This is a genomic window from Streptomyces sp. NPDC050164, from assembly GCF_044459945.1.
In the GTDB taxonomy this organism is placed as follows: Bacteria; Actinomycetota; Actinomycetes; order Streptomycetales; family Streptomycetaceae; genus Streptomyces; species Streptomyces coeruleorubidus_A.
The window spans coordinates 29,125-51,371 of the sequence record NZ_JBITJK010000006.1 but is presented as its reverse complement, the minus strand read 5'-3'; the positions used below and the strand labels follow the sequence as shown (position 1 = coordinate 51,371).

Annotated in this window: 24 protein-coding genes and 1 pseudogene; 10 read left to right on the top strand and 15 right to left on the bottom strand. The window is 72.3% G+C overall.

Annotation, left to right across the window (positions count from 1 at the left end; all coding sequences use genetic code 11):
• Positions 1-24: 24 nt before the first annotated feature.
• Together ACIBNA_RS11940 and ACIBNA_RS11935 are read right to left on the bottom strand one after the other, a co-directional pair.
• A complete protein-coding gene (locus ACIBNA_RS11940) occupies positions 25-279 on the bottom strand; it encodes a DUF397 domain-containing protein (protein ID WP_020277664.1) in 255 nt (84 codons plus the stop codon).
• Entirely contained in the window at positions 280-1,140 is an 861-nt protein-coding gene (locus tag ACIBNA_RS11935) for a helix-turn-helix transcriptional regulator (protein ID WP_399165081.1), read from the bottom strand.
• Between the two features lie 246 nt (positions 1,141-1,386).
• On the opposite strand from ACIBNA_RS11935, the gene ACIBNA_RS11930 reads away from it, so the two are divergent.
• The 3 genes from ACIBNA_RS11930 to ACIBNA_RS11920 all read left to right on the top strand — a co-directional run bounded on the left by ACIBNA_RS11930 (position 1,387) and on the right by ACIBNA_RS11920 (position 4,673).
• Entirely contained in the window at positions 1,387-2,049 is a 663-nt protein-coding gene (locus ACIBNA_RS11930) for an ATP-binding protein (protein WP_399165080.1), read from the top strand.
• On the top strand, positions 2,046-2,480 hold the full coding sequence (locus ACIBNA_RS11925) for a hypothetical protein (protein WP_399165079.1): 435 nt from the start codon (positions 2,046-2,048) through the stop codon (positions 2,478-2,480). The genes ACIBNA_RS11930 and ACIBNA_RS11925 overlap by 4 nt, the downstream gene beginning before the upstream one ends.
• Before the next feature lie 183 nt (positions 2,481-2,663).
• Positions 2,664-4,673: an ABC transporter ATP-binding protein gene (locus ACIBNA_RS11920; protein ID WP_399165078.1), complete on the top strand. Its 2,010-nt coding sequence runs from the start codon at positions 2,664-2,666 to the stop codon at positions 4,671-4,673.
• A gap of 24 nt (positions 4,674-4,697) precedes the next feature.
• Here the strand turns inward: ACIBNA_RS11920 and ACIBNA_RS11915 are convergent, their stop codons facing one another.
• Both ACIBNA_RS11915 and ACIBNA_RS11910 read right to left on the bottom strand, forming a co-directional pair.
• Positions 4,698-4,880 carry a hypothetical protein gene (locus ACIBNA_RS11915; protein WP_037674458.1) on the bottom strand — a complete coding sequence of 61 codons (183 nt, stop codon included), beginning with the start codon at positions 4,878-4,880 and terminating at the stop codon, positions 4,698-4,700.
• 351 nt (positions 4,881-5,231) lie between these two features.
• Positions 5,232-6,598 (bottom strand): annotated as a pseudogene (locus ACIBNA_RS11910) (amidohydrolase).
• A 134-nt stretch (positions 6,599-6,732) separates the two neighbouring features.
• Here ACIBNA_RS11910 and ACIBNA_RS11905 point away from each other — a divergent pair.
• Together ACIBNA_RS11905 and ACIBNA_RS11900 are read left to right on the top strand one after the other, a co-directional pair.
• Complete coding sequence (locus ACIBNA_RS11905) at positions 6,733-7,680, top strand: endonuclease/exonuclease/phosphatase family protein (RefSeq protein WP_399165077.1); 948 nt, start codon at positions 6,733-6,735, stop codon at positions 7,678-7,680.
• Positions 7,659-8,246: an SAM-dependent methyltransferase gene (locus tag ACIBNA_RS11900; RefSeq protein ID WP_399165076.1), complete on the top strand. Its 588-nt coding sequence runs from the start codon at positions 7,659-7,661 to the stop codon at positions 8,244-8,246. Before ACIBNA_RS11905 ends, ACIBNA_RS11900 begins: the two co-directional genes overlap by 22 nt.
• Here the strand turns inward: ACIBNA_RS11900 and ACIBNA_RS11895 are convergent.
• Positions 8,214-10,148: an FUSC family protein gene (locus tag ACIBNA_RS11895; RefSeq protein WP_399165075.1), complete on the bottom strand. Its 1,935-nt coding sequence runs from the start codon at positions 10,146-10,148 to the stop codon at positions 8,214-8,216. The two genes, ACIBNA_RS11900 and ACIBNA_RS11895, sit on opposite strands and share 33 nt — an antisense overlap.
• A 172-nt stretch (positions 10,149-10,320) precedes the next feature.
• Positions 10,321-10,905 carry a nucleotidyltransferase family protein gene (locus tag ACIBNA_RS11890; RefSeq protein ID WP_399165074.1) on the bottom strand — a complete coding sequence of 195 codons (585 nt, stop codon included), beginning with the start codon at positions 10,903-10,905 and terminating at the stop codon, positions 10,321-10,323.
• 146 nt (positions 10,906-11,051) lie between these two features.
• Between ACIBNA_RS11890 and ACIBNA_RS11885 the strand changes: the two genes are divergently transcribed.
• Together ACIBNA_RS11885 and ACIBNA_RS11880 are read left to right on the top strand one after the other, a co-directional pair.
• Entirely contained in the window at positions 11,052-11,465 is a 414-nt protein-coding gene (locus ACIBNA_RS11885; RefSeq protein ID WP_399165073.1) for a RidA family protein, read from the top strand.
• Positions 11,466-11,482: 17 nt separating this feature from the next.
• Positions 11,483-12,088, top strand: coding sequence for a gamma carbonic anhydrase family protein (locus ACIBNA_RS11880; RefSeq protein ID WP_399165072.1), 606 nt, complete (start codon positions 11,483-11,485; stop codon positions 12,086-12,088).
• Here the strand turns inward: ACIBNA_RS11880 and ACIBNA_RS11875 are convergent.
• Positions 12,083-12,811: an aspartate/glutamate racemase family protein gene (locus ACIBNA_RS11875; protein ID WP_399165071.1), complete on the bottom strand. Its 729-nt coding sequence runs from the start codon at positions 12,809-12,811 to the stop codon at positions 12,083-12,085. The genes ACIBNA_RS11880 and ACIBNA_RS11875 overlap by 6 nt on opposite strands.
• Before the next feature lie 5 nt (positions 12,812-12,816).
• Entirely contained in the window at positions 12,817-14,280 is a 1,464-nt protein-coding gene (locus tag ACIBNA_RS11870; protein WP_399165070.1) for an NCS1 family nucleobase:cation symporter-1, read from the bottom strand.
• 155 nt (positions 14,281-14,435) lie between these two features.
• Here ACIBNA_RS11870 and ACIBNA_RS11865 point away from each other — a divergent pair, with 155 nt between their 5' ends.
• Complete coding sequence (locus ACIBNA_RS11865) at positions 14,436-15,092, top strand: GntR family transcriptional regulator (RefSeq protein ID WP_399165069.1); 657 nt, start codon at positions 14,436-14,438, stop codon at positions 15,090-15,092.
• A 6-nt stretch (positions 15,093-15,098) separates the two neighbouring features.
• On the opposite strand, the gene ACIBNA_RS11860 is transcribed toward ACIBNA_RS11865, so the two are convergent.
• The 3 genes from ACIBNA_RS11860 to ACIBNA_RS11850 all read right to left on the bottom strand — a co-directional run bounded on the left by ACIBNA_RS11860 (position 15,099) and on the right by ACIBNA_RS11850 (position 17,822).
• The gene (locus ACIBNA_RS11860) at positions 15,099-15,803 is read right to left on the bottom strand and encodes a uracil-DNA glycosylase (protein ID WP_399165068.1); all 705 of its coding nucleotides are present in this window, start codon (positions 15,801-15,803) and stop codon (positions 15,099-15,101) included.
• 85 nt (positions 15,804-15,888) lie between these two features.
• On the bottom strand, positions 15,889-17,208 hold the full coding sequence (locus ACIBNA_RS11855) for an MFS transporter (RefSeq protein ID WP_399165067.1): 1,320 nt from the start codon (positions 17,206-17,208) through the stop codon (positions 15,889-15,891).
• On the bottom strand, positions 17,205-17,822 hold the full coding sequence (locus tag ACIBNA_RS11850; RefSeq protein ID WP_399165066.1) for a helix-turn-helix domain-containing protein: 618 nt from the start codon (positions 17,820-17,822) through the stop codon (positions 17,205-17,207). The genes ACIBNA_RS11855 and ACIBNA_RS11850 overlap by 4 nt, the downstream gene beginning before the upstream one ends.
• 133 nt (positions 17,823-17,955) lie before the next feature.
• Between ACIBNA_RS11850 and ACIBNA_RS11845 the strand changes: the two genes are divergently transcribed.
• Complete coding sequence (locus ACIBNA_RS11845; RefSeq protein WP_399165065.1) at positions 17,956-18,495, top strand: RNA-binding S4 domain-containing protein; 540 nt, start codon at positions 17,956-17,958, stop codon at positions 18,493-18,495.
• A gap of 18 nt (positions 18,496-18,513) precedes the next feature.
• On the opposite strand, the gene ACIBNA_RS11840 is transcribed toward ACIBNA_RS11845, so the two are convergent.
• The 4 genes from ACIBNA_RS11840 to ACIBNA_RS11825 form a co-directional block, all read right to left on the bottom strand.
• Positions 18,514-18,978, bottom strand: coding sequence for a DoxX family protein (locus tag ACIBNA_RS11840; RefSeq protein WP_399165064.1), 465 nt, complete (start codon positions 18,976-18,978; stop codon positions 18,514-18,516).
• A gap of 116 nt (positions 18,979-19,094) precedes the next feature.
• Positions 19,095-20,156: a protein kinase family protein gene (locus tag ACIBNA_RS11835; protein ID WP_399165063.1), complete on the bottom strand. Its 1,062-nt coding sequence runs from the start codon at positions 20,154-20,156 to the stop codon at positions 19,095-19,097.
• Positions 20,149-20,847 (bottom strand): class I SAM-dependent methyltransferase, encoded by a 699-nt coding sequence (locus tag ACIBNA_RS11830; RefSeq protein WP_399165062.1) that lies wholly within the window; start codon positions 20,845-20,847, stop codon positions 20,149-20,151. Before ACIBNA_RS11830 ends, ACIBNA_RS11835 begins: the two co-directional genes overlap by 8 nt.
• A gap of 137 nt (positions 20,848-20,984) precedes the next feature.
• On the bottom strand, positions 20,985-21,896 hold the full coding sequence (locus tag ACIBNA_RS11825; RefSeq protein ID WP_399165061.1) for an acyltransferase domain-containing protein: 912 nt from the start codon (positions 21,894-21,896) through the stop codon (positions 20,985-20,987).
• 75 nt (positions 21,897-21,971) lie between these two features.
• Between ACIBNA_RS11825 and ACIBNA_RS11820 the strand changes: the two genes are divergently transcribed.
• Complete coding sequence (locus ACIBNA_RS11820) at positions 21,972-22,235, top strand: DUF6343 family protein (RefSeq protein WP_399165060.1); 264 nt, start codon at positions 21,972-21,974, stop codon at positions 22,233-22,235.
• The last annotated feature ends 12 nt before the right edge of the window (positions 22,236-22,247 follow it).

Sequence of the window (22,247 nt, the reverse complement as noted above, 5' to 3'; positions counted from 1 at the left end):
CGGAAGGCGAGAATGGCCATCACATCAGGACAGCAGGAAGTCCGCCTCCCCCGCCTTCGCCCCTTCGATGAAGGCCGTCATCTCGTCCGTGGTATAGATCAGCGCCGGACCGTCCGGGTCGGTGGACTGCCGCACGGCGATCCGGCCGTCGGCGAGCTTCATCGCCTCCAGGCAGTTCCCGCCGTTCCCGCCGCTCCACGGCTTGTGCCAGCCTTCGCTGCCCAAGTCGCGCGCGGGCATGCCGTTGTAGACGTGTTTGCGCGGCTTGATGCGATCCATTCACAGCTCCTTGCGGAGATCCCTGAGGATCTCCTTCGTGCGATGTGCCGTAGCGGCCTGCGCCGCCATGCGGTCCATGACCTCGAGGTGGGTCGCCACCTCGGCGCGCGCGTCGAGGTAGACCGCGCCGGTCAGGTACTCGCTGTAGACCATGTCCGGCAGTTCGGGCATGGCAAATCGGAACAGCACGAACGGCCCGTACGTGCCCGGGTGCGGCCCGCCGGCGAACGGGGCGACCTGCAACGTCACGTTGGGCAGCTTCGTGGCCTCGAGCAGTTTGTCGATCTGGGCACGCATCACCTCCGGCCCGCCGACCGGGCGCCGCAGCACGGTCTCGTCCATCACGACCCACAGCCGGGGCGCGTCCTCGCGGGTGAGCAGTTCCTGCCGCTGCATCCGCAGGGCGACATGGCGCTCGATGTCGTCGGGCCGGGTCTGGCCGATGGCGCCCGCCCGGAGCACTCCGCGCGCGTAGTCCTCGGTCTGCAACAGCCCGGGGACGAAATGGGGCTCGTAACTGCGGATGACCCCGGCCGCGCCCTCCAGGCTCACGTACATCGAGAACCAGCCGGGCAGGATGTCGTGGAAACGCTGCCACCAGCCGGGTTTGTTCGCTTCCTCGGCCAGTTGGACGAAGGCGTCGGCCTCCTCGTCGGAGATTCCGTAGGCCTTCAGGAGCAGTTGCAGATACGGGATTTTGAGCGCGACCTCGGCCATCTCCATACGGCGGACCGTGGCGGGGGCGACGCGGAGGATGCGGGCGGCCTCCTCGCGCTTCATCCCGGCGCGTTCCCGCAGGTCCAGCAGGCGCCGACCGATGACGACCTGGCCCACCGTCGGCGCGGACCGCGGTTCGCTCACGCTCCACCTCCACGAAGAGTTCTGACGAGCCGGCCACAAAAGAACGCTGACAGCCCGGCGGCGCCATTCGAAGACCTTTTCGAAGAGCCGGATATCCGAACAATCGTTCCGAACAGAGCTTCGACGATCTCAACTGGCGCCGCGCGAGGTGCTGTTGCGAGCAGTGTGCCACGGCCTTCCAGACCGTCACACAGCACTCTGCAATTTTCAGAGTGACACTTGCCAAGTGTTCACGGCGGGGCGATAGTGGCAAGCGTGATTCCGTCCGCGCCCTTAGGAACAGCCGCCGCCGCAGGCCCTCTCGGCCTGGGTGCCACCTCGGAAGCGAGCCCCGTCGGGGCCACTGCCGAGCGCCGGTTCCGTTTCGAGCTGGCCGCACATCCGGGTTCTCCCGCACAGGCCAGACGCCTGACGCGGGCCCGGCTGACCGGCTGGTCGGTGTGCGAGGACACGTGCGACAGCGCGGCCCTGGTGGTTTCCGAGCTGGTCACCAACGCCATCGTGCACACGGCGAGCACACACATAGTGTGCGAGCTGCACGACGGCGACGACCAGGTGCGGATAGCCGTGCGTGACGAGGGCTGCGCCCCGGGCCAGCCCCACGCGGCCGGCCGCACCCGGCCCGAGGAGGAGCACGGGAGGGGACTGCTTCTCGTCGACGCCCTCTGCGACGCCTGGGGTGCCCATGAGCACGGCCCCGGGCTGCTGGTCTGGGCCGAGCTGCCGCGCACGGCGGACACCGCACGCGACCCGGCGCAGCCCCGGAACGACCTGGGCTGGGGCGCCCGGCCGAAGCCGGGGCCGTCCGACGAGCCGGGCGACGGGGACGAAGCACACCGGGCACGCCATGCGAAGACCGCTCAGGATGTTCCCCCGCAGGAACGACGCCGAGAGCGGGGACCGGCATGAGCCCCGGGCGCGGCGGCCGCGTCCTGAACCTGGACACCCTGGCCCGGCTCCGGCGCGGGCTGCGGACGACGGGCCCGGCTCTGCGGCTGCCCGTCCCCGACGGCATGACCGCCCCGCTCGGCTGCGACGCGGTCGCGATACCCGCCCGTTTCGGCCGGCTGGTGATGCCCCGGCTGCCCCGCGTGGGCTGCGTCTACGCCGATCAGACGCACTGGTGGTGGCTGGTGCCGTCCGACTCCGACCACGCCCTGGAATGGCCTGCCCCGGCGCACTACGCCACCGGAGCGGTCGTCCCGGACCTCCCTGAGCTGCCCGAGCTGATCCACCGCCCGGACGGCAAGCTGCCGTACACCCCGCCGATACCGCTGTATCTGGCCCTGTGCCGCGTGACGGGGACCGCTCCGGCCTGGTCGCGGCCGGTCAGCGCATAGAGCTCGTCGAACTCGCCGGACACGCTCGGCCGGGGCACACGCACCACCCCTGCGACTCCGCGCCGTCCCACGCCTCCGACGGCCGGGTCGTGCGCCCGCGCGCCTCCGGCGCCCCGGGCTGCGCCCTGCCCCGGCGGGCTCCGCCCCGCAATAGTGACCGTTCGTCCACGAGCGGGGCACGAAATGGGAGGTCGGTCGACGGTGGGGAAGAAGCGGACCGCGCCTGAAGTGTCCGAGTCGGAGCGGCTGCTCTTCGGCGGGCCGCTGCGTTACGACATGGGCTGGAACCAGCACGCCGACGCGTTCCTGGAGCTGAACTTCCGCGCCATGATCACCAGGCTGCCGTCCCTGCTGGCGTCCAGCCTCCGGCTCGCCCGGCAGGCCGACCGGGGCGCCGCGCGGGTCGTGCTGGCCGCCGAGGCGGGCCGGGGCGTGGCGCAGGCGGTGGCACTGCTCGCCGTCAACAGCGCGCTGGCACGGCTGATGGGCGGCGGCCCGATCGAGGACCGGCTGCGCGGCGCCGTCCCCGCGCTGGTCACGGTGGCCGTCGTGATGCTGCTCGCGGCGCTGCTGCGGGCCACGAGCACCTACGCCACCGGACGGCTGGAGCCCAAGGTGGAGCGGGTGGCGACCGAGCAGTACCTGGAGCGGGCCGCGGCCGTCGAACTGGCCGCGATCGAGGACCACGCCTTCCACAAGCTGCTCGACACCGCGCAGTACGGAGCCGCCTCCGCCCGCCGGATGATCATGTACGGGACGCGGGTGATCAACGCGATGATCTCGCTGGTCGCGGCGGCCGGTGTCCTGACCGTGCTGCACCCGGCGCTCCTGCCGCTTCTGGTGACGATGACGCTGCCGAGCGCCTGGAGCGCGCTGACCGTGGCCCGGCGGCGCTACGAGTCCTTCCACGCCTGGGTGCAGCACGCCCGCGCGGGCCGGCTGCTCGGCAATCTGCTGATCGAGCCCGAGGCGGCCCCCGAGATCCGGGTGCACGGGGTGGGCGCGTTCCTGCTGCGGCACTTCCGCGCGATGTCGGAGACGGCGGAGGCCGAGCAGGCCCGGCTGGCCCGGCTCGCCGCCCGTACCGGCCTGATCGCGGCGGCCTGGACGGGCCTGGCGACGGTGGCGACGTACGCGACGCTCGGCGGGCTGCTGCTGGCCGGGGCGATGGCCCTGTCGGTGGCGGGTACGGCGGTGATCGCGATCCGGACCGGCTCGCAGAGCCTCGACACGCTCGTCGTGGAGGTCAACGCGCTGCACGAGGAGGCCCTCTTCGTCGGCGACCTGGAACGGCTGTACACCGAGGCGGCACAGCGGGCGATCCCGGTGGGCGGCCGGCCGCTGCCGGAGGACCCGCGCGAGATCCGCTTCGAGAACGTCACGTTCCGCTATCCGGGCGACTCCGCCCGCCCCGCCCTCGACGACGTGTCGCTCGCCCTCCCGCTGGGCCGGATCGTGGCGCTGGTCGGCGAGAACGGCTCCGGCAAGACGACCCTGGTCAAGCTGCTCGCCGGGCTGTACACGCCGGAGAAGGGGCGCATCCTCTGGGACGGCGTGGACGCGGCGACCGCCGACCGGCACCGGCTGGCCGAGCGGATCGCGATGGTGGCGCAGGACTTCAAGCGGTGGCCGTTCACGGCCCGGGTGAACGTCGCCCTGGGGCGCACGTCGCAGCCGGTGTGCGAGCAGCGGCTGGCCGCGTCGATCGCCGAGGCCGGGGCCGAGACGGTGATCGCGGACCTGCCGCGCGGGCTGGACACGCTGCTCGCCCGCAACTTCAGCGGCGGGCACGAACTGTCGGGCGGCCAGTGGCAGCGGCTGGGCATCGCCCGGGCGGCCTACCGCAGGGGCCGCATCCTGATCGTGGACGAGCCGACGGCGGCCCTGGACGCCCGGGCCGAGCTGGAGGTCTTCGAGCGGATCCGCGCCCTGGCCGACAGCGGCCAGACGGTCGTACTGATCACGCACCGGCTGGCGTCCGTGCGCCACGCGGATCTGGTGCACGTCCTGGACCAGGGCCGGCTTGTGGAGTCCGGGACTCCGGACGAGCTGCTGGCGACCGGCGGTCTCTACGCCGAGCTGTACGCGCTCCAGGCGGAGCAGTTCGCGCCATCACCCACGGCGGCCCCGGATCCCACCACGGTCCCGCCGGTCGCCCCGGTCCCGAAGGTGCCGGCGCCGAAGGCGGGCTGAGCCACGCCGGACTCGGGGCACGCGTCAGGCCGCGGCGTCGGCACCGTCCCCGCTGCGCACGATCACCAGGAACATGTCCGTGGCGAGGTCCATGACGACCTCGGCAGGCAGGCCCTCCAGACGCCGCGCCTGCGCGAACTCCTCCGCCGGCCAGGAGCCACGCGGCCCACCGGCGGGAAAGCTCTCGAGCACCGTTCGCCCGTTCACCCTGCACCTCCATGTCGCGCTGTACTCGTAGAGTTAAACGCCAACCATGGGGTGAACGGCTCACGAAGTGACGGTTCTGAGACGTAGTTGACACTCGTTCACCGCCGAGTGTGACGAACCTCTCAGCCTCTTGGCCTATCTGTTCACTTTCCGTATCGGTCGTCGTACTCGTCGTGATAGCGGAAGCGGTCACTTCCCGCAGGTGCCCCAAGGGCCGACGCGCGCCCCTTGGGTTCCTCCCACTCCTCCTGGATGCCCAGTGCGGGAGGTCCAGCAGGCTGGTTCGCCGAGCGGAGGCAGCCCATCCGTGCCTTGAACGGCAGGACCTTCGGGTACGGGGTCCTTGGAACGTCAGGTGTCGTAGTCCTGGATGCGCCGGCCGTGGCTGCGGTCGACGAGGGCGGGCAGGCGCTCCTCCAGTTCCCGTACCACCGCCGGGACGTCGATCGTCAGAAGCACACGGTCACGCATCAGGATCCGTCCGTCGACGATCGTGGTGCGCACGTCGGCGGAGCGGGCGCTGTGCACGAGGGTGGCGGCGAGGTCGTGGACGGGCTGGGTGTGCGGTCCGGTCAGGTCGACCAGGACGATGTCCGCCCGGCGCCCCGGCGCGATGCTGCCGACGCTGTCCCCCAGTCCCACGGCACGGGCGCTCTGGAGGGTGGCGTGGTGCAGGGCTTGGCGGGAGGTCAGCCAGCGGGGGTCGCCCTCGGAGGACTTCTGGACCAGGGAGGTGAGGGCCATCGACTCCCACACGTCGAGGGAGTTGTTGGAGGCGGCGCCGTCGGTGGCGAGCCCGATGTCGACGCCGATGTCGCGCAGGGCGCGGAGCGGCGTGGTGTCGGGCCAGGCGAACTTGAGGTAGCCGCGGGGCGCGGTGGCGACGGCCGTACGACCGGCCGCCCGCTCCAGGACGGGCAGGTCGCGGTCGACGATGCCGGTGCCGTGGGCGAGGAGCACGTCCGTGTCGAGGATGCCGGTGCGTTCCAGTACCTCGATCGGGGTGACGCCGTGGCGGGCGAGGCTGGTCTCGGTCTGCTCGCGGTTCTCGGCGGCGTGGAGGTGCACGGGCAGGCCGTGTTCGCCGGCGAGCCGGGCGGTGGCGGCGAGGTCGGTGTCGTCGACCGTGTAAGGGGAGTGCGGGGCGAGGGCGGTGGTGATGCGGCCGTCGGCAAAGCCGCGGTGCCGGAGCGCGAACTCCAGTGACCGCTCTTGACCTTCGGGGCCCGGCGAGGAGAAGTAGGCCTCACCCAGCAGCGCCCGCATGCCGCATTCCGCGACCACTTGTGCCACCGCGTCCATGGCGAAGTAGTGGTCGGCGAAGCAGGTGACGCGGCGGCGCGGATCATCTCGGCGCAGGCGAGCCGCGCCCCCAACTCGACGTCCCTTTCCGTGAGGTTGGACTCCACGGGCCAGACGACGTCGTTGAACCACTCCTGCGTGGGCAGGTCCTCGGCGAGGCCGCGCAGCGCGACCATCGGCGCGTGCGTGTGACAGTTGATCAGACCGGGCAGGGCGACCTGGCCCCGGGCGTCGAGGCGCTCGGCGGCGGCCAGGTCCGCGGCCCCGGCGGTGGTCGTCACCGCCTCGACGACGCCGTTCCGTACGACGATCGCGGCGTCCTCCTCGAACCCGATGCGCTCTTGATCGTCGTGCACGAGGACGGTACATGCGCTGATGATGAGGTCGGCGGGACTGTCCGCGGCAGAAGGCGTCATCGCGCCAACGTACGACGAGGTCGTAGGGAGGCATGAGCCGAACCTCACATCCCGTCGCGGCTCTGTCGCGGGGCGGGCCGGGCGAGCACCCTGGCCCCACCACCCCGTCTGTCGGCTTCTGAAAGGAGCCCGGCATGCTCCTCGGCACCTGGAACCTGGAGAACCTCTACCGGCCCGGCGGCCCGTACGGCCCGAAGGACGAGGCCGCGTACGGGGCGAAGCTCGCCGCGCTCGCCGCCGTGATCACGGAACTCGACCCGGCCCTGCTCGGCGTGCAGGAAGTAGGGGACCCCGAGGCCCTGAAGGACCTGGCCGGGATGCTCGACGACGACTGGCATCTCGCCCTGTCCGAGCATCCGGACAGCCGGGGCATACGGGTCGGGTTCCTGAGCCGTACGGCCCTGACGGTGCTGGCCGACACGACGGCGTTCCCGGCGGAGCTGCGTCCCGTGCAGGTGGACGACTCGGGGGTGACGGTGGCGCGGGCGGGGCGGGGCTTTCTCGCCGTCGAGGTCGAGGACGGGCCGCTGCGGGTGGCCGTCTGTCACCTGAAGTCCAAGCTGCTGTCGTACCCGAACGGCCGGTTCCAGCCGCGCGGCGAGGGCGAACGGGCCCGGTACGGCGCCTATGCCCTGTACCGCAGGGCCGCCGAGGCGACGGCCCTGCGCGCCCTCGCGGACGAGCTCCTGGACGGCGACGGGCGGGCCAGGGACGTGGCCGTACTGGGCGACCTGAACGACGAGGTGCAGGCGGCGACCACACAGATCCTGCTCGGCCCGCCCGGCTCGGAGATCGGCACGCCGGGGTTCGAGAGGGCCGACGAGGGCGATGCGGCCCGGCTGTGGGACGTGGCCCCGCTCATCCCGCCCGGACAGCGCTACTCCCGCGTGAACTCCGGGCGGCGCGAGCTGATCGACCATGTGCTGGTGAGCCACCGCCTGGTGCACCGGGTGACGGCGGCGGGCACGGGCCTGCCCGGCGAGGGCCCGCCCGGTCTGCCGTCGGTCGGCCCCGACCCGGCGCAGCGGCGGGGCGCGCCCGGGTCGGACCACGCGCCGGTGTGGATACGGGTCGGGGGCTGAGCATCATCGACGTCCCGGAGCGCCTGACCTGGGCGGTGCAGGTCCTCGACCCGGCACCCGGCGACCGGGTGCTGGAGATCGGCTGCGGCCGGGGCGTCGCCGTCGCGCTGATCCGCGACCGCCTCGTCACGGGCACCGTCACCGGCATCGACCGCTCCGCCAAGGCGATCGATGCGGCAAGCCGCCGCAACAGCGACGCGCTCGCCACCGGACGGGCCGCCTTCCACACGCGGGCGCTGGAGGACGCCGACTTCGCCACCGGCTCCTTCGACAGGATCCTGGCGGTCGATGTGAACCTCTTCCGGACCCGCCAAGCGGACCGGGAACTGGCCGCGCTGAGGCGCTGGCTCGCGCCGGGAGGCCTGCTGTGCCTGTGCTGGGAACCGCCGGACGGGAAGCGGGCCGGGGAGATCGCCGCGAAGGTGGAGCCGGCGGTCGCGGGGCACGGGTTCGCGACCGAGGTGCGCCGGGCGGCGACCGCGCGGGGCGCCGGCCTGGTGGGGGTGTTGGGCGTGGCGGTCGTGCCGGGGCGGCTATCCGGCGAGGGGCGTCCCGGGAGGTCGTAGCCCCACCCGCTCCACCGGTCCGGCGAGTTCGTCGAGGAGGGCGTGGAGGCGCTCGGTGTGCTCGGGGCCGATCCGTCCGGTGTCGTCGAGGTGAACGGCGCAGGCGGTGGTGGTGTCGACGAGGCGTTCGAGGAGGCCGGCCACCTCGTCGGCGCCCTCGGTGTGCCGGGCGAGGGCGGGCAGTTCGTGCGCGGACAGGGAGATGGCCGTCCGGGCCTCGGCGAGGGTGCGGTAGGCCTCGCGGCGCAGGGTCCAGCGGGTGGCGCGGTGGGCGGTGGGGGTGACGGGGTGGTCGTGGGTGCCGCGCCGGGAGGGCGTGCCGGACGTACCGATGCGCGGGGCGTCGGTCTCGTCGAGGACGTGAGTGAGGTAGGCGTACGCGGCCTCGCTCGCCGCGGCGAGCCGGGCGCGCACTCCCCCGCCCCGCTGTCCGGGCATCGGCAGGTGCCCGACGATCAGCACGATCGCGCAGGCCAGCAACGTCTCGCCGATCCGCCCCATGGAGGCCTGCGGCTCGCCGCCGACCATGACCAGGGCGAGGACGAGGACGGTGACGACGGCGGTCTGGGCGGCGAAGTGCCGGGTGGCGACGGGGATGAGCGCTCCGCTGAGGGCGACGAGCGCGATGAGCCCTTCGGGCCGGGGCAGGACGGCGGCGAATCCGGCGAAGACGACGGCGCCGAGCACGGTCCCGGCGGCCCGGTTCAGCACCCGCGAGGCCAGCGGCCCCAGGTCGGGCTTGACGAGGAAGACGGCGGTGGCCGGCAGCCAGTACCAGTGCTCGTGCTGCCCGTACCACTGGCCCTGGTGCAGGGCCTGGGCGGCTGCCGAACTGGCCCCGAAACAGAGGGCGACACGCAGCCCGTACTCGCGTCCGGCGCTGCCGAAGGCGGCGCGCAGCCGGTCCCTGGGCGTACGGGGCCGGGTGTGCAGATCGCCGCCCCTGCCCTGGTCGAACACCTCGGCGGCGTGCAGGAGGGCGTCGTCGAGGGCGCGCAGGGCGGGCGCCGAGCGGGAGGGGGCGGGCAGGGGCCCGGTGTGGCTGTTGCCGCGTACGGCGGCGGCGAGCCGCCGGGGCCCTTCGGAGGCCCGCTCGGCGACGGCCTCTCCGTCCCACGCCAGCGCGGTGGCGGCCTCGGCGAGGGGCAGGGCGGCGGCGTACTGCGCGTGCAGCCGCCGCTCGGCGAAGGAGGAGGCGTACCGCCGCAGCCGGGGCCCGGCGAGGGCGTCCTGCGCGTGGTCGAGAGCGGCGGTGAGCGCGGCCCGGCGACGCATGGCCTCGGGCCCGCCGACGGCGTCGAGCAGCTCGGCGACGGCGTCGTACACGGCGGCGACGGCCTTCCGCTCCCCGTCGAACCGGAAGTCCCCGGCGAGGGAGCCGGGGGTGGGCAGCACGAGCCGGAGCACCAGCAGCCACCCGGCACCCGCGACGTAGGCGAGCGCACGCTCCCACCCCGGCTCCGGCAGGGGCATCCCGGCCCCGATCGCCGAGGCGACGAGCAACTGCGTCCCGACGGCGGACGCGACGGGCCCGATCGCGCTGATGCTCCCGGCGAGGAGCCCGATGAACGTGAGGATCACGGTCAGCACGACCGCGCCGGTCTGCTGCCCGGCGTACGTCCCGGCCACCAGCCCCAGGGCACCGCCCAGCGCGGGCACCCCGATCCGCTTGACCGAAACCCGCCGGCTCCCGGGCCGGTCGTTGATCCCGGCGAGCATGGCGGCGATGGCGGCGACGACCCCGAGCGAGGTGCGCCCGACCTGCACGGCCACCAGCAACAGCGGCCCCGCGGACAAGGCCCCCCGCGTCACGGCACTCCAGGGCACCGGCCCCCGCTGAGCGCGCAGGGCGTGCGCGAGCCAGGGCGGCAACTTGAGAGGGACACGGCGGGAGGGGGACACAGGGCTCCTGTCGACTCGTCGAGGGCAGGGGTGGGCCTTCGGGCGACGGTGGCCGGGCTGGGGTGTGGGTGCCCACAGTAGGCGGGGTTCCTGGAGGGAAGGTTGCCGGAACGTGACGGAGTACGGGAAAGCCGGGTTCTTTATGAACGCAATCGGCGACGGCGGTGCCCGGTCAGCTGCGCGCCGCCTCCACGGCCCGGTTCAGGAGCGTCTCCACGTCGGTGACCTTCTGCTGGAGCTCGTCCGGAGCGCCGGTGAGGGTGCCCAGGATCGCGTCCACTTCGCGCAGGCCCGCCCGCGCGACGAGGCCCTTCTCGTTCGTGACCCACTCCCCCCGCGCCGCCAGCACCGCATGCGCCGTCTGTGTCGCGGCGAGGGCGATCGCGCCCGCGGCCTGGGTGAGGGCGCCCTTCGGCGCATGGCCCGCCTCCGCCACCTCGTGTTCGACGACGTCGAGATCGCGGTAGTGCACGTCCACGCGCCGGCCGTCGATGGTCAGCCAGGCGCCGCCGTTGAAGACGCCGCCGCCCCACGCGCCGAGCTCGCAGACCTCGCCCTCCCAGCCGACCGCACGCAGGTCGTCCGGGTCGAATTCGCCCCGGTAGTAGACCGCCAGGTCCCAGTCGCTGTCCGGGCGTTCGGTGCCCTGGGCGCGGGAGCCGCCGAGGGTGACGGCCCGGACGCCGGGGAGGGCGGCGAGGCGGTCGGCGGTGGTGTCGAGGAAGGTTCGGTCCGGGAGGGTGGTGGGCACGGGCACGGCTCCTCGGCGGGCGGGGCGGGCTCTGGTTGAAGCGTAGGGGACGGCTCGGTCGGGGTGAACCGAAATACGGGTGCGTCCGCGCGCCGGAGCCCGCATGATCGGCGGGTTGCCCTTGGCTGCCGCCCGTAGATCGGAGACCCCCTGTGATCCAGCGAGTGACTGTCCCGAGCCTGTTTCCGCCGCCCACCTACTCCCACGCATCCGTCGTCGAGGCCGGCACGCGGCTGGCGTTCCTCGCCGGGTCCGTCCCTCTGGACGCCGACGGCGAGCTCGTCGGTCCCGGAGATCCCGCGCGGCAGGCCGAGCAGGTGATCGCCAATCTGCGGGAGCAACTGGCCGCGGTGGGCAGCGACCTGGCGCACGTCGTGGCGACCGACGTGTACGTCGTGAGCGGCGAGCCGGCCGTGCTGTCGGCCGTCTGGGACGTCGTCGAGGCGTCCGGGCTCAGCGCCGGTCCGCACTCGTCGACCCTCATCGGCGTGGCGTGCCTCGGGTACACGGGGCAGCTGGTGGAGATTACGGCGACAGCGGTCGTGCCCGGCGAGCCGCCGGCCTGAGGCCTGAGGAGAACGCCATGTTGATCGAGCACCGAGGGCGGCGCCCCGTCGTCCCCGAGTCCGCGTACGTCGCCCCGACGGCCGTCCTGTGCGGGGCCGTCGTCCTCGGTGAGCGCAGCCGGGTGCTGCACGGGGCCGTGCTCACCGCCGAGGACGGGGAGGTGCGGGTGGGCTCGGACGTCGTCGTCATGGAGAACGCTCTGGTGCGGGGGCGGGCCAAGCACCCCGCGGTGATCGGTGACGCCGTGCTCGTCGGCCCGCACGCCCATGTCAACGGGGCGACCCTTGAGGACGAGGTCTTCGTGGCCACCGGCGCCTGCGTTTTCCCGGGCGCTGTCGCGAGCACCGGATCCGAGCTGCGGATCCACAGCGTGCTGCACGTCAACTCCGTGCTGCCGCCCGGCACCGTCCTGCCCATCGGCTGGATCGCGGCGGGGGCGCCCCGGGCCCGGCTCTTCGCCCCCGGCGAGCACGACGAGCTGTGGCAGGTGCAGGAGGCGTTGGACTTCCCCGGCACGGTGTACGGCATCCCGCGCGGCACCTCGATGCGGGAGGTCATGGCCCGGCAGGTGCGGTTCTACGGGGCCCATCGCGACGACGTCACTCTCGACGGCCCGTCATGAGCCAGTGCCCTTCGGGCGTCCCCACACCCTCCGTTTCGCCAGCGGCTCGGCGTAGCTCCCCACCCGGCTCGTCGTCAGCCCCAGCGCCACCAGCGACTCCGCCAGTTTGACCGCCGCGCCGACCCCGTCCACGACCGGCAGCCCCAGCTTCTCCCCGACCACCCGCTGCAACCCCGTCATGCCGGCGCAGCCCAGCACCAGTACCTCGGCCCCGGCCGCGCAGGCCCGCTCGGCGGCGGCCAGGAACGCCGTCTCGGTGCGCTCGTCGTCGCCGAGGTCGAGCACGTTCAGGCCCGTGCCGACGATCGCGGCGCAGTTGCGGGCCACACCCGCCGTCTCCAGGCTGTCCTCGATCTGGCCGACGGACCTCTCCAGCGTGGTGACGACGCCGTAGCGGCGGCCCAGCAGACAGGCCAGATGTGCCGCCGCCTCGGTGATGTCGACGACCGGTACGCCCACCAGTTCCCGGACGCCCTCGCGCCCGTGCTCCCCGAAACCGGCCATGACGACGGCGTCGTAAGGCGGTCCGTCGTACGTCCGCAGCGTGTCCAGGACGGCCGCGGCGGACAGGTAGCTGTCGAGCCAGCCCTCCGCGGACTCCGGCCCCCATGCGGGGGTCAGTCCGGTCACGGTGGTGCCCGGACCTGCGGCGGCCCGGGCACCTCGTACGATCTCCTCGGTCATCTCCTGCGTGGTGTTGCAGTTGGTGACGACGATCCGCACGTCTCTCAGACCTCCACGGCCACGCGCTCGGCGGCACGTTCGCTGCGGCACAGCACCGCGTACAGCCCGGCCGCGAGGGCCGTGCCGATGAACCAGGAGTACGGCGCCACGTCGCTGAAGTCCTTCACCAGCGCGAGCACCGCCGCGACAGCCGCCGCCGGCAGGAACGCCCACAGTGCCTTGGGGTTGACGCCCTTGCGGTAGTGGTAGCGGGAGCCGGGGGTGGCGTCGAAGAGTTCGTCCACGTTCACTCGGCCGCGCTTGACCCAGTAGTAGTCGAGCATGATCACGCCGAACAGCGGGCCGAGGAAGGCACCGAGGCCACCGAGGAAGTAGTTCACGACGGTCGGGTTGGAGAAGAGGTTCCACGGCGTGACGAGCAGGGCCGCGACCGTGCTGATCATGCCGCCGACCTTGAAGGTGATCTTCTGCGGCCAGACGTTGGCGAGGTCGTACGCCGGCGAGACGAAGTTGGCGACGATGTTGACGCCCATGGTGGCGATGGCGAAGGTCAGCGCGCCCAGCACCAGCACCCAGGTGTTGCCGATCTCGGCGACGAGGTAGGCCGGGTCGGTGATCTCCTTGCCGAACACCTCGTAGGCGCCCGCGGTGACGATGACCGACACGATCACGAAGGCCGTGGAGTTGATGGGCAGGCCCCAGAAGTTGCCGCGCTTGACCGACTTGTAGTCGGGCGAGAAGCGGGAGAAGTCGCAGAAGTTGAGCATCAGGGTGCCGTACGTGGCGAGGACCAGGCCGATCGCGCCGAACCACTGGCGCCACTGCTCGCCGACGGAGACCGGGTGCGGGGTCGAGGTGAGCGAGATCGTCCAGCCCGCCTTGGCGAGGATCCACACGGCCAGCACGATCATCACGAGCCAGATCGCCGGACCGCAGAAGTCCTGGAACTTCCGGACCGATTCCATGCCCCGGCTGATGATCGCCGCCTGGACCAGCCACAGCGCGATGAAGGAGACCCAGCCGAGCGCGTCCAGCCCGAGGAACGAGTTGTGCGTCCACGACTCCAGGCTCGGCCAGGCCGCGAGCAGCATCACGTTGACGGCGACGGAGGCCAGGTAGGTCTGGATGCCGTACCACATGATGGCGATCACGGCCCTGATCAGCGCCGGGATGTTGGCGCCCCAGACGCCGAAGGCGATCCGGCTGACGACCGGGAAGGGGACGCCGTGGCGCTGCCCGATCTTCCCCATCCAGTTCATGCCGATGTAGATGATCACGAAGCCGACCAGCAGGGACGTGAAGATCTGCCAGACGTTCATGCCCAGGAAGAGCAGCCCGGCGGCGAAGGTGTAGTTGCCGAGGTTGTGGACGTCGGACATCCACATGGCGAAGAGGTCGAAGACCTTCCAGTTGCGCTTCTTCGCGGGCGCGAGGTCTTCGTTTGTGAGCCGGGGATCGGGGACGAACGCTGGTGTGCCGGTGGCTTCGGCACGGTCGGCGAGGGACACGGGGGCCTCCATGAGCAAGGGGACGAAGGAGGACTGCTCTGTGAGGGGTTTGGTATACCAAACTGCGCACATGGTCTCCCCGTCAACCGTTCTGACCGATGTCGCTCTTGTTAACGCCGCGTAAAAGACACCTCGCGTCGGCGAGGATGGGCTTCATGACGAAGATCGAACCCCTCGGAGCGGTGCGCGAACGCGTCACGGCCGACCTGCGGCAGGAGATCATCGCGGGCAGCCTCCGTCCCGGCGATCGCCTGGTCGAACGCGAGCTGGCGGAGCGTTTCGGGGTCTCGCGCGTCCCGGTCCGGGAGGCGATCCGCGCACTGGTCGCCGAGGGCTTCGTCCACTTCGAGACGCCCCGCCGCACGGTCGTACGCCGTCTCACCCCGAACGACGTCAAGGAACTGTTCGAACTGCGCGAGGCTCTGGAGGTCTACGCCGCCGGACTCGCCGCGTCCCGCGCGACGCCGGGGGACCTGGCCGAGGTCCAGGAGCTCCTCGACCGCGCGGCCGCCGCCACCGAGGTCGGGGACGCCGAGCTGATCACGGACCTCAACAGCCGCCTGCACGACCGCATCGTGGCGATGGCCGGCAACAGCCTGCTGACCGAGGCCCTGGAACCGGTCGCCGGCCGGCTGCGCTGGATGACCCGGCGCAACGAGGAGTGGCCCCAGCTCCTCGTGGAGCACCGCGAGCTGTACGAGGCGATCGCCTCGGGCGACCCGGAGCGGGCCCGCGCGCACGCCCTCGCGCATGTACGGACCAACTACCGCTCCACGGTGCGGCATCTGTTCGGGGAGGGGGAAGCGCGCTAATCCTCTTCAGCCGGCGGTCGTCGGCAGTCCCGCCGTCCGCGCGGCCGTCCGCAGGACGTCGCGCAGCATCGCCGGGGTGAGCCGGCCGGTGAAGGTGTTGCGCTGGCTGACATGGAAGCAGCCGAAGAGCTCCAAGCCGTCCAGGCCGAACCGGGCCCCGTGGCCGAAGGCGGGCCGTGGCCGGGGCACGGACCAGCCCGCCTCGGCGAACGCGGGCAGCGCGGCCTGCCAGCCGAAGGCGCCCAGCACGACCACGGCCCGCAACGTCGGTCGCAGCAGCCGCAGCTCCTGAACGAGCCAGGGGCGGCAGGTGTCCCGCTCCTGAGGGGTGGGCTTGTTCGCGGGCGGGGCGCATCGCACGGGCGAGGTGACGCGTACGCCGTACAGCTCCAGGCCGTCTTGGGCGTGCACGGCGGTGGGCTGGGAGGCGAGGCCGACGTCGTACAGCGCCTTGTACAGGACGTCCCCCGAGCGGTCGCCGGTGAACATCCGGCCGGTGCGGTTGCCGCCGTGGGCGGCGGGGGCGAGTCCGACGATCAGCAGCCGGGCGTCCGCCGGCCCGAACCCGGGCACCGGCCGCCCCCAGTACATCCAGTCCGCATAGGCGGCTCGCTTGACCCGGGCCACCTCCTCACGCCAGGAGACCAGCCGCGGGCAGGCCCGGCAGTCCGTGATGCGCCGGTCGAGGAGAGGAAGACCGCTGGCGTCCATCACTCCACCGTAGGCGCAGGTGAGGGCGCGGTGGTCGCGGGGGCCATGGTCCTTGAGGCAGTCCGGACGCGCCGGTACGCCGGGCTCAGACACCGGCGACCCGCGCGGCTCGTTCGCCGGCGCGGCGGCGCCAGAGCAGGGCTCCGGACAGCAGCACGGTACTCGTCAGCAGCCAGGGCAGCGGGCCCGGCCGCAGTGCCCCGGCTACCAGGCCGGTGACCGCGGCTGCCAGTTGCAGGGCGAGGGATTGGACGGACAGGGCGGTGGCGCGCTGCGTGCTGGGGACCCGGCGGTGGAGCAGGTCCTTCTCGTTCGGGGAAGCCGCACCGATGCCGAGGTAGAACAGGCAGAAGCCGACGACCGCGAGGGCCGTGGCGAGCAGGTGTGTGGTGGATGCGGTGACACCGAGCAGCAGCACGCCGCCCGCACAGCCCCCGAGACAGACCAGCATGGCCCGTTCACCGCTGCCCGCCACCCGGGCGGCGAGCGGCGCGAGGTGACTGCCGACACCGCCGCAGACGAAGCCCGCACAGGAGAGTGCGGCATAGGCCATCGCGCCGGAGCCGCTCGCCCCGGTCAGCGCCACGGTTCGGCCCGGCATGAGCAGTTCGATGACGGCCAGGGCACTGCCGACGGCCGCGGCGGTGAGCAGGACCCGCCGGACCAGCGCGTCACGTCCGCCCAGCCGCAGTCCGCCCAGGACGGTGACCGGAACGCCGCGCAGCACGGAACGCAGGGTGGCCGGAGGTCGCGGCGGCTCCCGCAGGGCGGTCAGCACGTAGCAGACGAAGACGACCCTGACCGCGGCTCCCAGCAGCACGGGAACGGACAAGGGCAGCATCGCCCCGGACGTCGCCTCGCTCAGCCGGGCACCGAGACCGGTCCCTGTGCCGAACAGCCAGGGCAGGGCACCGCCGAGCAGGAGGCCGGCCGCGAGTGCGGCGGAGGTCGCGGAGCCGCCTCGCGCCAGGCCCGTCCGCAGCTCGGCGTCCGGGCCGGAATGCGCCTGGACGGTGTCGACGTACCAGGCCTCGGCGGTACCGCTGGCCAGGGCGCGGGCGGCGCCCATGAGCACCGTGCCGGCGGTGAGTACCCAGGCGGTGGTGCCGAGGCCGACCAGGGCGAAGGCGACCACGCTGAGCGCACCGGCCATGGCCAGAACCGGCCGGCGCCCGAGGACGTCGGAGAGCCCTCCCGTGGGCAGTTCCAGTGCGGCCACGGTCAGCGAGTGAGCGGCGAAGAGCCCCGCCACCGCGGCGAGGGACATGCCGCGCTCGCTGAACAGGAGGACCATCGAGGCCATGCCGAGGCCCGGCGGCAGCCATAACAGCGCGCAGACGGTGACGTACCGACGGCGAGCGGTCCATATCCCGGGCGCCTCCGGCGGCTCTCGCAGCTCTGTCATGAGGCGCTCTCGCCATCCGTGTCCTCACGGTCGTGCGGGGCGAGCGGCAGGCCGGCGGTGAGGAGCATGACGTGCTCGGCGCGCGGGTCCTGCGCGTCCCGGGCGGTCAGTTCCTCCAGCTTCCGGGCGACCGTGTCCCAGAGCTCGGTGAGCGATTCGGCCGTCAGCCGGGGCATGAGGTCGCTGATCCCGGACGGCTCCACCCACTCCTGGCCGAACCGCCCGGCGGCCATCTCCGCCTCGTGCCGGGCGAGGGACATCTCCAGGTGCTCCAGCTGCCGCCGCCGGGCCAGGCTGACGAAGGCACGGCCCGCCTCGGAGGACTCCATCGCCTCGTTGCTCCAGGACGTCACGGCGTGCCGGGCCCGCCAGCGCCGCTCCCGCCCGTCGCGGTGCTCGGCCTCGGTGATGAACGCGTACTTCGCCAACACCCGCAGGTGGTAACTGGTCGACGCCGACGACTCCCCCGTCCGCGCGGCGAGCTCACTGGCCGTGGCGGGCCCGTCCTGCCGCAGGAGCCCGAGCAGCTGGATGCGCAGGGGGTGGGTGAGGGCCTTCAGAGCGTGCGTGTCGTGCTCGGGGTCGAGTACGCGCTTGTGCTCGTCGCTGTCCATGCCGGCAGGGTAGGCGGCTATCGACATTCGACAAAAGACTTTTTGCAAAACTTGTTTTGCAGAACTGCCTGGGGGACGATTCCTTGCCCGGACGGCCCGAAATCAGGTGACTCGAAGGACTAAGGTCGGGGACATGGCTTCCGAAGGCGCGGAGAACGACGGGACGGGCGACACGAAGGCCGTGGACCCGAAGGTCGCGGCGGCGATCGCCGCCGCCGAGGCGGCCGGGCCCCAGAGCGGCGAGACCGTCCGCGTCGACAGCTGGATCTGGGCCGTTCGCCTCGTCAAGACCCGTTCTCTGGGCGCCACCGCATGCCGGGGTGGACACGTCCGCGTCAACGGCGAGCGTGTGAAGCCCGCCCACGCCGTACGCGTCGGCGACGAGGTGCGCCTGCGGCACGACGGGCGGGAGCGGGTCGTCATCGTCAAAAGGCTGATCCGCAAGCGGGTCGGCGCCCCCGTGGCCGCCCAGTGCTACATCGACAACTCCCCGCCGCCCCCGCCCCGCGAGGCCATCGCCCCGGCCGGAATCCGCGACCGCGGCGCGGGCCGCCCGACGAAGCGGGACCGCCGCGAAATGGAACGCCTACGCGGCTTGGCCGGCCCGGGCGCGGGCCCAGGCAGCGGCTTCGGTCCCGGCCCCGGTGGAGGGTTGGGCAAACCGAGGCCGTGAGCAGCGCCCGCGGCATGGTCACGCCCGGAGCCGCAGCAGGCGCAGCAGTTCCGCGTTGTGCCCCCGCCGTGCCCAGGCGATGAGGGCGAGCGGCACGATCAGGATGAGCGGCGTTGCCGCGTACTGCCCGTCGAAGACGGCGATCTGGACGACGAACGCGCCCACCATCAGCGCGCCCAACGCCATCGCCGCCACCGACTGGAGCACCGGTATCAACAGGGCGACCGCTCCGGCCAGTTCGAGCGCACCGATGGTGTACATCCCCGCTCTGCCCCAGCCGAGCTCATCGAACGACTCGGCAGCCGACGAGTGCGCGATCAGCTTGGGCAGAGCGCTCGCGATCCCGTAGAAGAGGGCGAGCAGCACCTGGAGACCGCGCAGCGCGATCCGGGCACGCCGCCCGCGAGCGGCCGCGGACTCGGTGACGACGACACCGGCCGGGGCGGAGGGGGCGGCGGTGACGGGAGCGGTGGTCTCGGGCATGGAGGTCTCTGTGGGACGCGGTCCGTGGTGATGTCGCAGGGGTAGACCGCCCCTCGCCCTCGAACTCATCGCCGCCCGGCAGATTTCCACCCCTGCCTCGGCCCGGACCTGCCCCGTCACGGGCAGAGCCGCCGGAGTCTTTCCAACGGGTACGGAGCTGTCCTGCTCACCTCCTGGATCGTTCGGTAGAAGTCCGTCATCACGGCCGCGACCGGCGCATTGCGGGTGAGGATCGCCGCCGTCCCGGGCGGCACCCCGTTGGGCTGTTGTCCTTCGGCCCATGCCCGTATCAGTTCTCCACGTATCTCCCAGTCCGCGCCATGCAGGGCGGTGACCAGCCAGTTCACTAGGTAACTGGCCCTGTAGCAGCGGTCGTAGGTGGCGTGCCGGTCGTAGAAGTCGGTCTCAGCGGGTGAGAGGTCGAAGCGGCTGGACAGGGCGAGGCCGTAGTCGGCGAAGTACAGGCGCCGGCCGTCGGTCAGGACGTTCTCGAAGTGGGCGTCGAAGTGGAGCAGCCCCCGGCTGTTCATGAAGGACGTGCCGGCCCGCAGTTCCCTCTCCACCAGCGAGCACGCCCGGTCGAGAGCCTCGCCGCCCGTTCGTACCCGCGCCGTGAGCCACGCGTGCAACGTCTGGGGTATGTACTCCAGGAACAGCGCTACGCTCGCCGAGGACTGCCGCAGCGCCTCGATACGACGCCGCACTTCCGCGCTGCCTTCCCAGTAGGCCACCGCCCGTTCCACATCGGCCAGTTCCTCCGCCAGCGTGGGCGCCTCGTCCGGCAGAACGCGCCAGTGGTACATCAGCGGAAAGCCCTGGAACTGCCCCGAGAGCACCCAGTTCGTCGTCATCGTGTGGACGGCGACCTCGCGCCACGCCCCGAACCCGGGCCCGCCGACGCCGTACTGGCAGAAGGTGGGGAGCCCGAACACGTTGGCCGTGGACCGGAGGTGTTCCGGCCGCCGCTCCAGGTCCGTCAGGGGCACCCGCTTCACGAAGACCGGCGAGCCGGCCACGTCCATCCGGGCCGACTTCCCGCCAATGCCCGTCCCCAACGGCACGGCCGCGTCCACCAGCTCGCGCAGCTCGGCATCCCCGCACAGCGCCAGGGACGTCGAAACAGTGTCGTAGCCGGTCAGTCGCCCGGCCTCCCTCTCCCCGTGCGGCCCCTCAAGCACCCCGCCCGCCCGGGCCGTCGGGCACCGCCCTCACCCAGACCCGATCCTCCGTCAGGTACTGGTCCACCCTCAGGCCCGTCTCCTCCAGCGCTTCCTCGAACTGTTCCCTGGTCAGCGGTCGTGCCCGGAACGTCTGGGTCCAGACCGCGTCCGGGAACTCGTACTCCGCGCGCACCGAGTCGACCCCGTCGCCGACCGGCTCCGACGACACGATCCGCACGGTGAAGCCGCTGGGGTCCACCCGCTCGCGCGGCACGTTCGTGTGGTAGTCCTCGCCCTCCCGCTGGATCAGCACGGAGCCGCCCTCCGCGACATGCCGCACGCACGTGCGCAGCAGGCCCCGCCGCACCTCGGCGTCCCCGGCGTGCACGAGGAACGACGCGAGCAGCACGACGTCGAACTTCTCGCCCAGGTCCAGGTCCTCGATCGGGCTGCATATCGTCCGCGCCCCGCGTACGCGCTCCAGCATCTCGGCGGACTCGTCCACCGCCGTGACCTTGAACCCGCGCTCCAGCAGCGCATGGGTCATGCGCCCGACCCCGCTGCCCAGCTCCAGGATGCGCGCGCCCGTCGGCGCCGCTGCCGCGATGACGTCCGGTTCGTCCCCCACGGGCAGCCGCGAGTAGAGCTCCACCGCGCAGCCGTCCGGAGTGATGGCCCCGGGTCCGGTCCCCTCGTACCCCTCACGCATTTTCAGCTCCATGCCCTCCCAACGGGCCACAACCGCACGCCCGTTCCCGCCCCCGGCCGCCTTCACCCGACCGAGTGAAGGGGCCACCGGCTTCCGCGAGCCGAGGGCCACGGGTGCCTACAGCGGAACCCAGACGCCTACAGCGGGAACCAGCCGTGCCCCACGTACCAGTGATCGCCCGCCCGCAGGTGATCCCCCACCGCCCGCTCCACCGACGTCCGCCTCGGCAGGCTCGCCACCGGCAGGTCCGGGTCGCCGAAGACGAACCGGACGGGCTCGGTGTCCGCCGGTTCCGGCTCTTCGCCGGGGTCGCGGCCGGCCTCGAAGCGTCCCTGGAAGCGGACGATGTTGGAGTCCGGGTCGAGGTACCGCTTCAACTGCGGGTCAAGCAGCCAGGAGTGGCACACCGCGACCTGGTACCGCTCCTGCGGAAAGTGGCGGGCGAAGAACTCCCGCGCCAGCTCCAGGGAACGGCCGCAGGCCGCCGGGGACAGCGGCCCGTGGAAGTCCGGGATGTGCAGGTTCAGACAGGGCTCCCCCGGCGTCACGTCCAGCCCGGCCGCCGCCACCGCCCGCCCCGTCCGCTGCCCGAGGCGCGCCCGCTCGAACTGAAGCCGCCCCAGCTGGTACAGCTCACCTCGGAAGTGGTGCGTGAGCCACTGGGGGACCTTCACCCCTCCCCTGCCGTGCTGCCGTCGATGGTGTGCCATGTTCCGCCCGAGGTCGGCGAGCGTGCGGCGGCTGACGTCGGCGGTGACACCCCGCTCCTGGTGGTATGCGCGCGTGTACGGCAGCGCCGCGACGAACACGTACACGGCGAAGTACGGGCCCACCGCCGCCGGGGCCTCCTCGACCCGCTCAGCGAGCGGTACCGCGGCCCCGATCTCCCCGATGTCCCGCACCAGGTCGTCGACGCACTCCTCCAGGAACCTCATGGCCCCGGTGTCCGCGGTGAGCGTCCGCCGTAGAGCGACCAGGTCGTTGATGTCCTCGTGCGGCACCGCGAGGTCGAGCAGGATCTCGGGGAACGCGTCGGCGTCCGGCAGCATGCACGGCCCCCTCTGCCTGCCTTGGTGAACTCTCGCCACGAAGAGTACGTTGCAACCAGGAGTGGTGATCGAGCGATGCGTACAGGCAGTGAACCGAGGACTGCGCGCAGTGCCCTGCGGGCGCGCTTCTGGCTGAGCGTGTGGGGGCTTGTCTGGGCGCTCTTCGGCACGGTCGCTTTCACGCTCGCCGGGCGGACCGGCTGGGCCATCGCCTGTGGCGTGCTGCTGCTGGTCGTCGCGATCGACCTCGTCGTCGTCCTCAGGCACATCCGCCAGGGCCCGCACTACCAGCCGGGCCCCGACATCCCGCCCTACCGTCCACCGGACGATCACCCCTGAGGCGGGCGGATC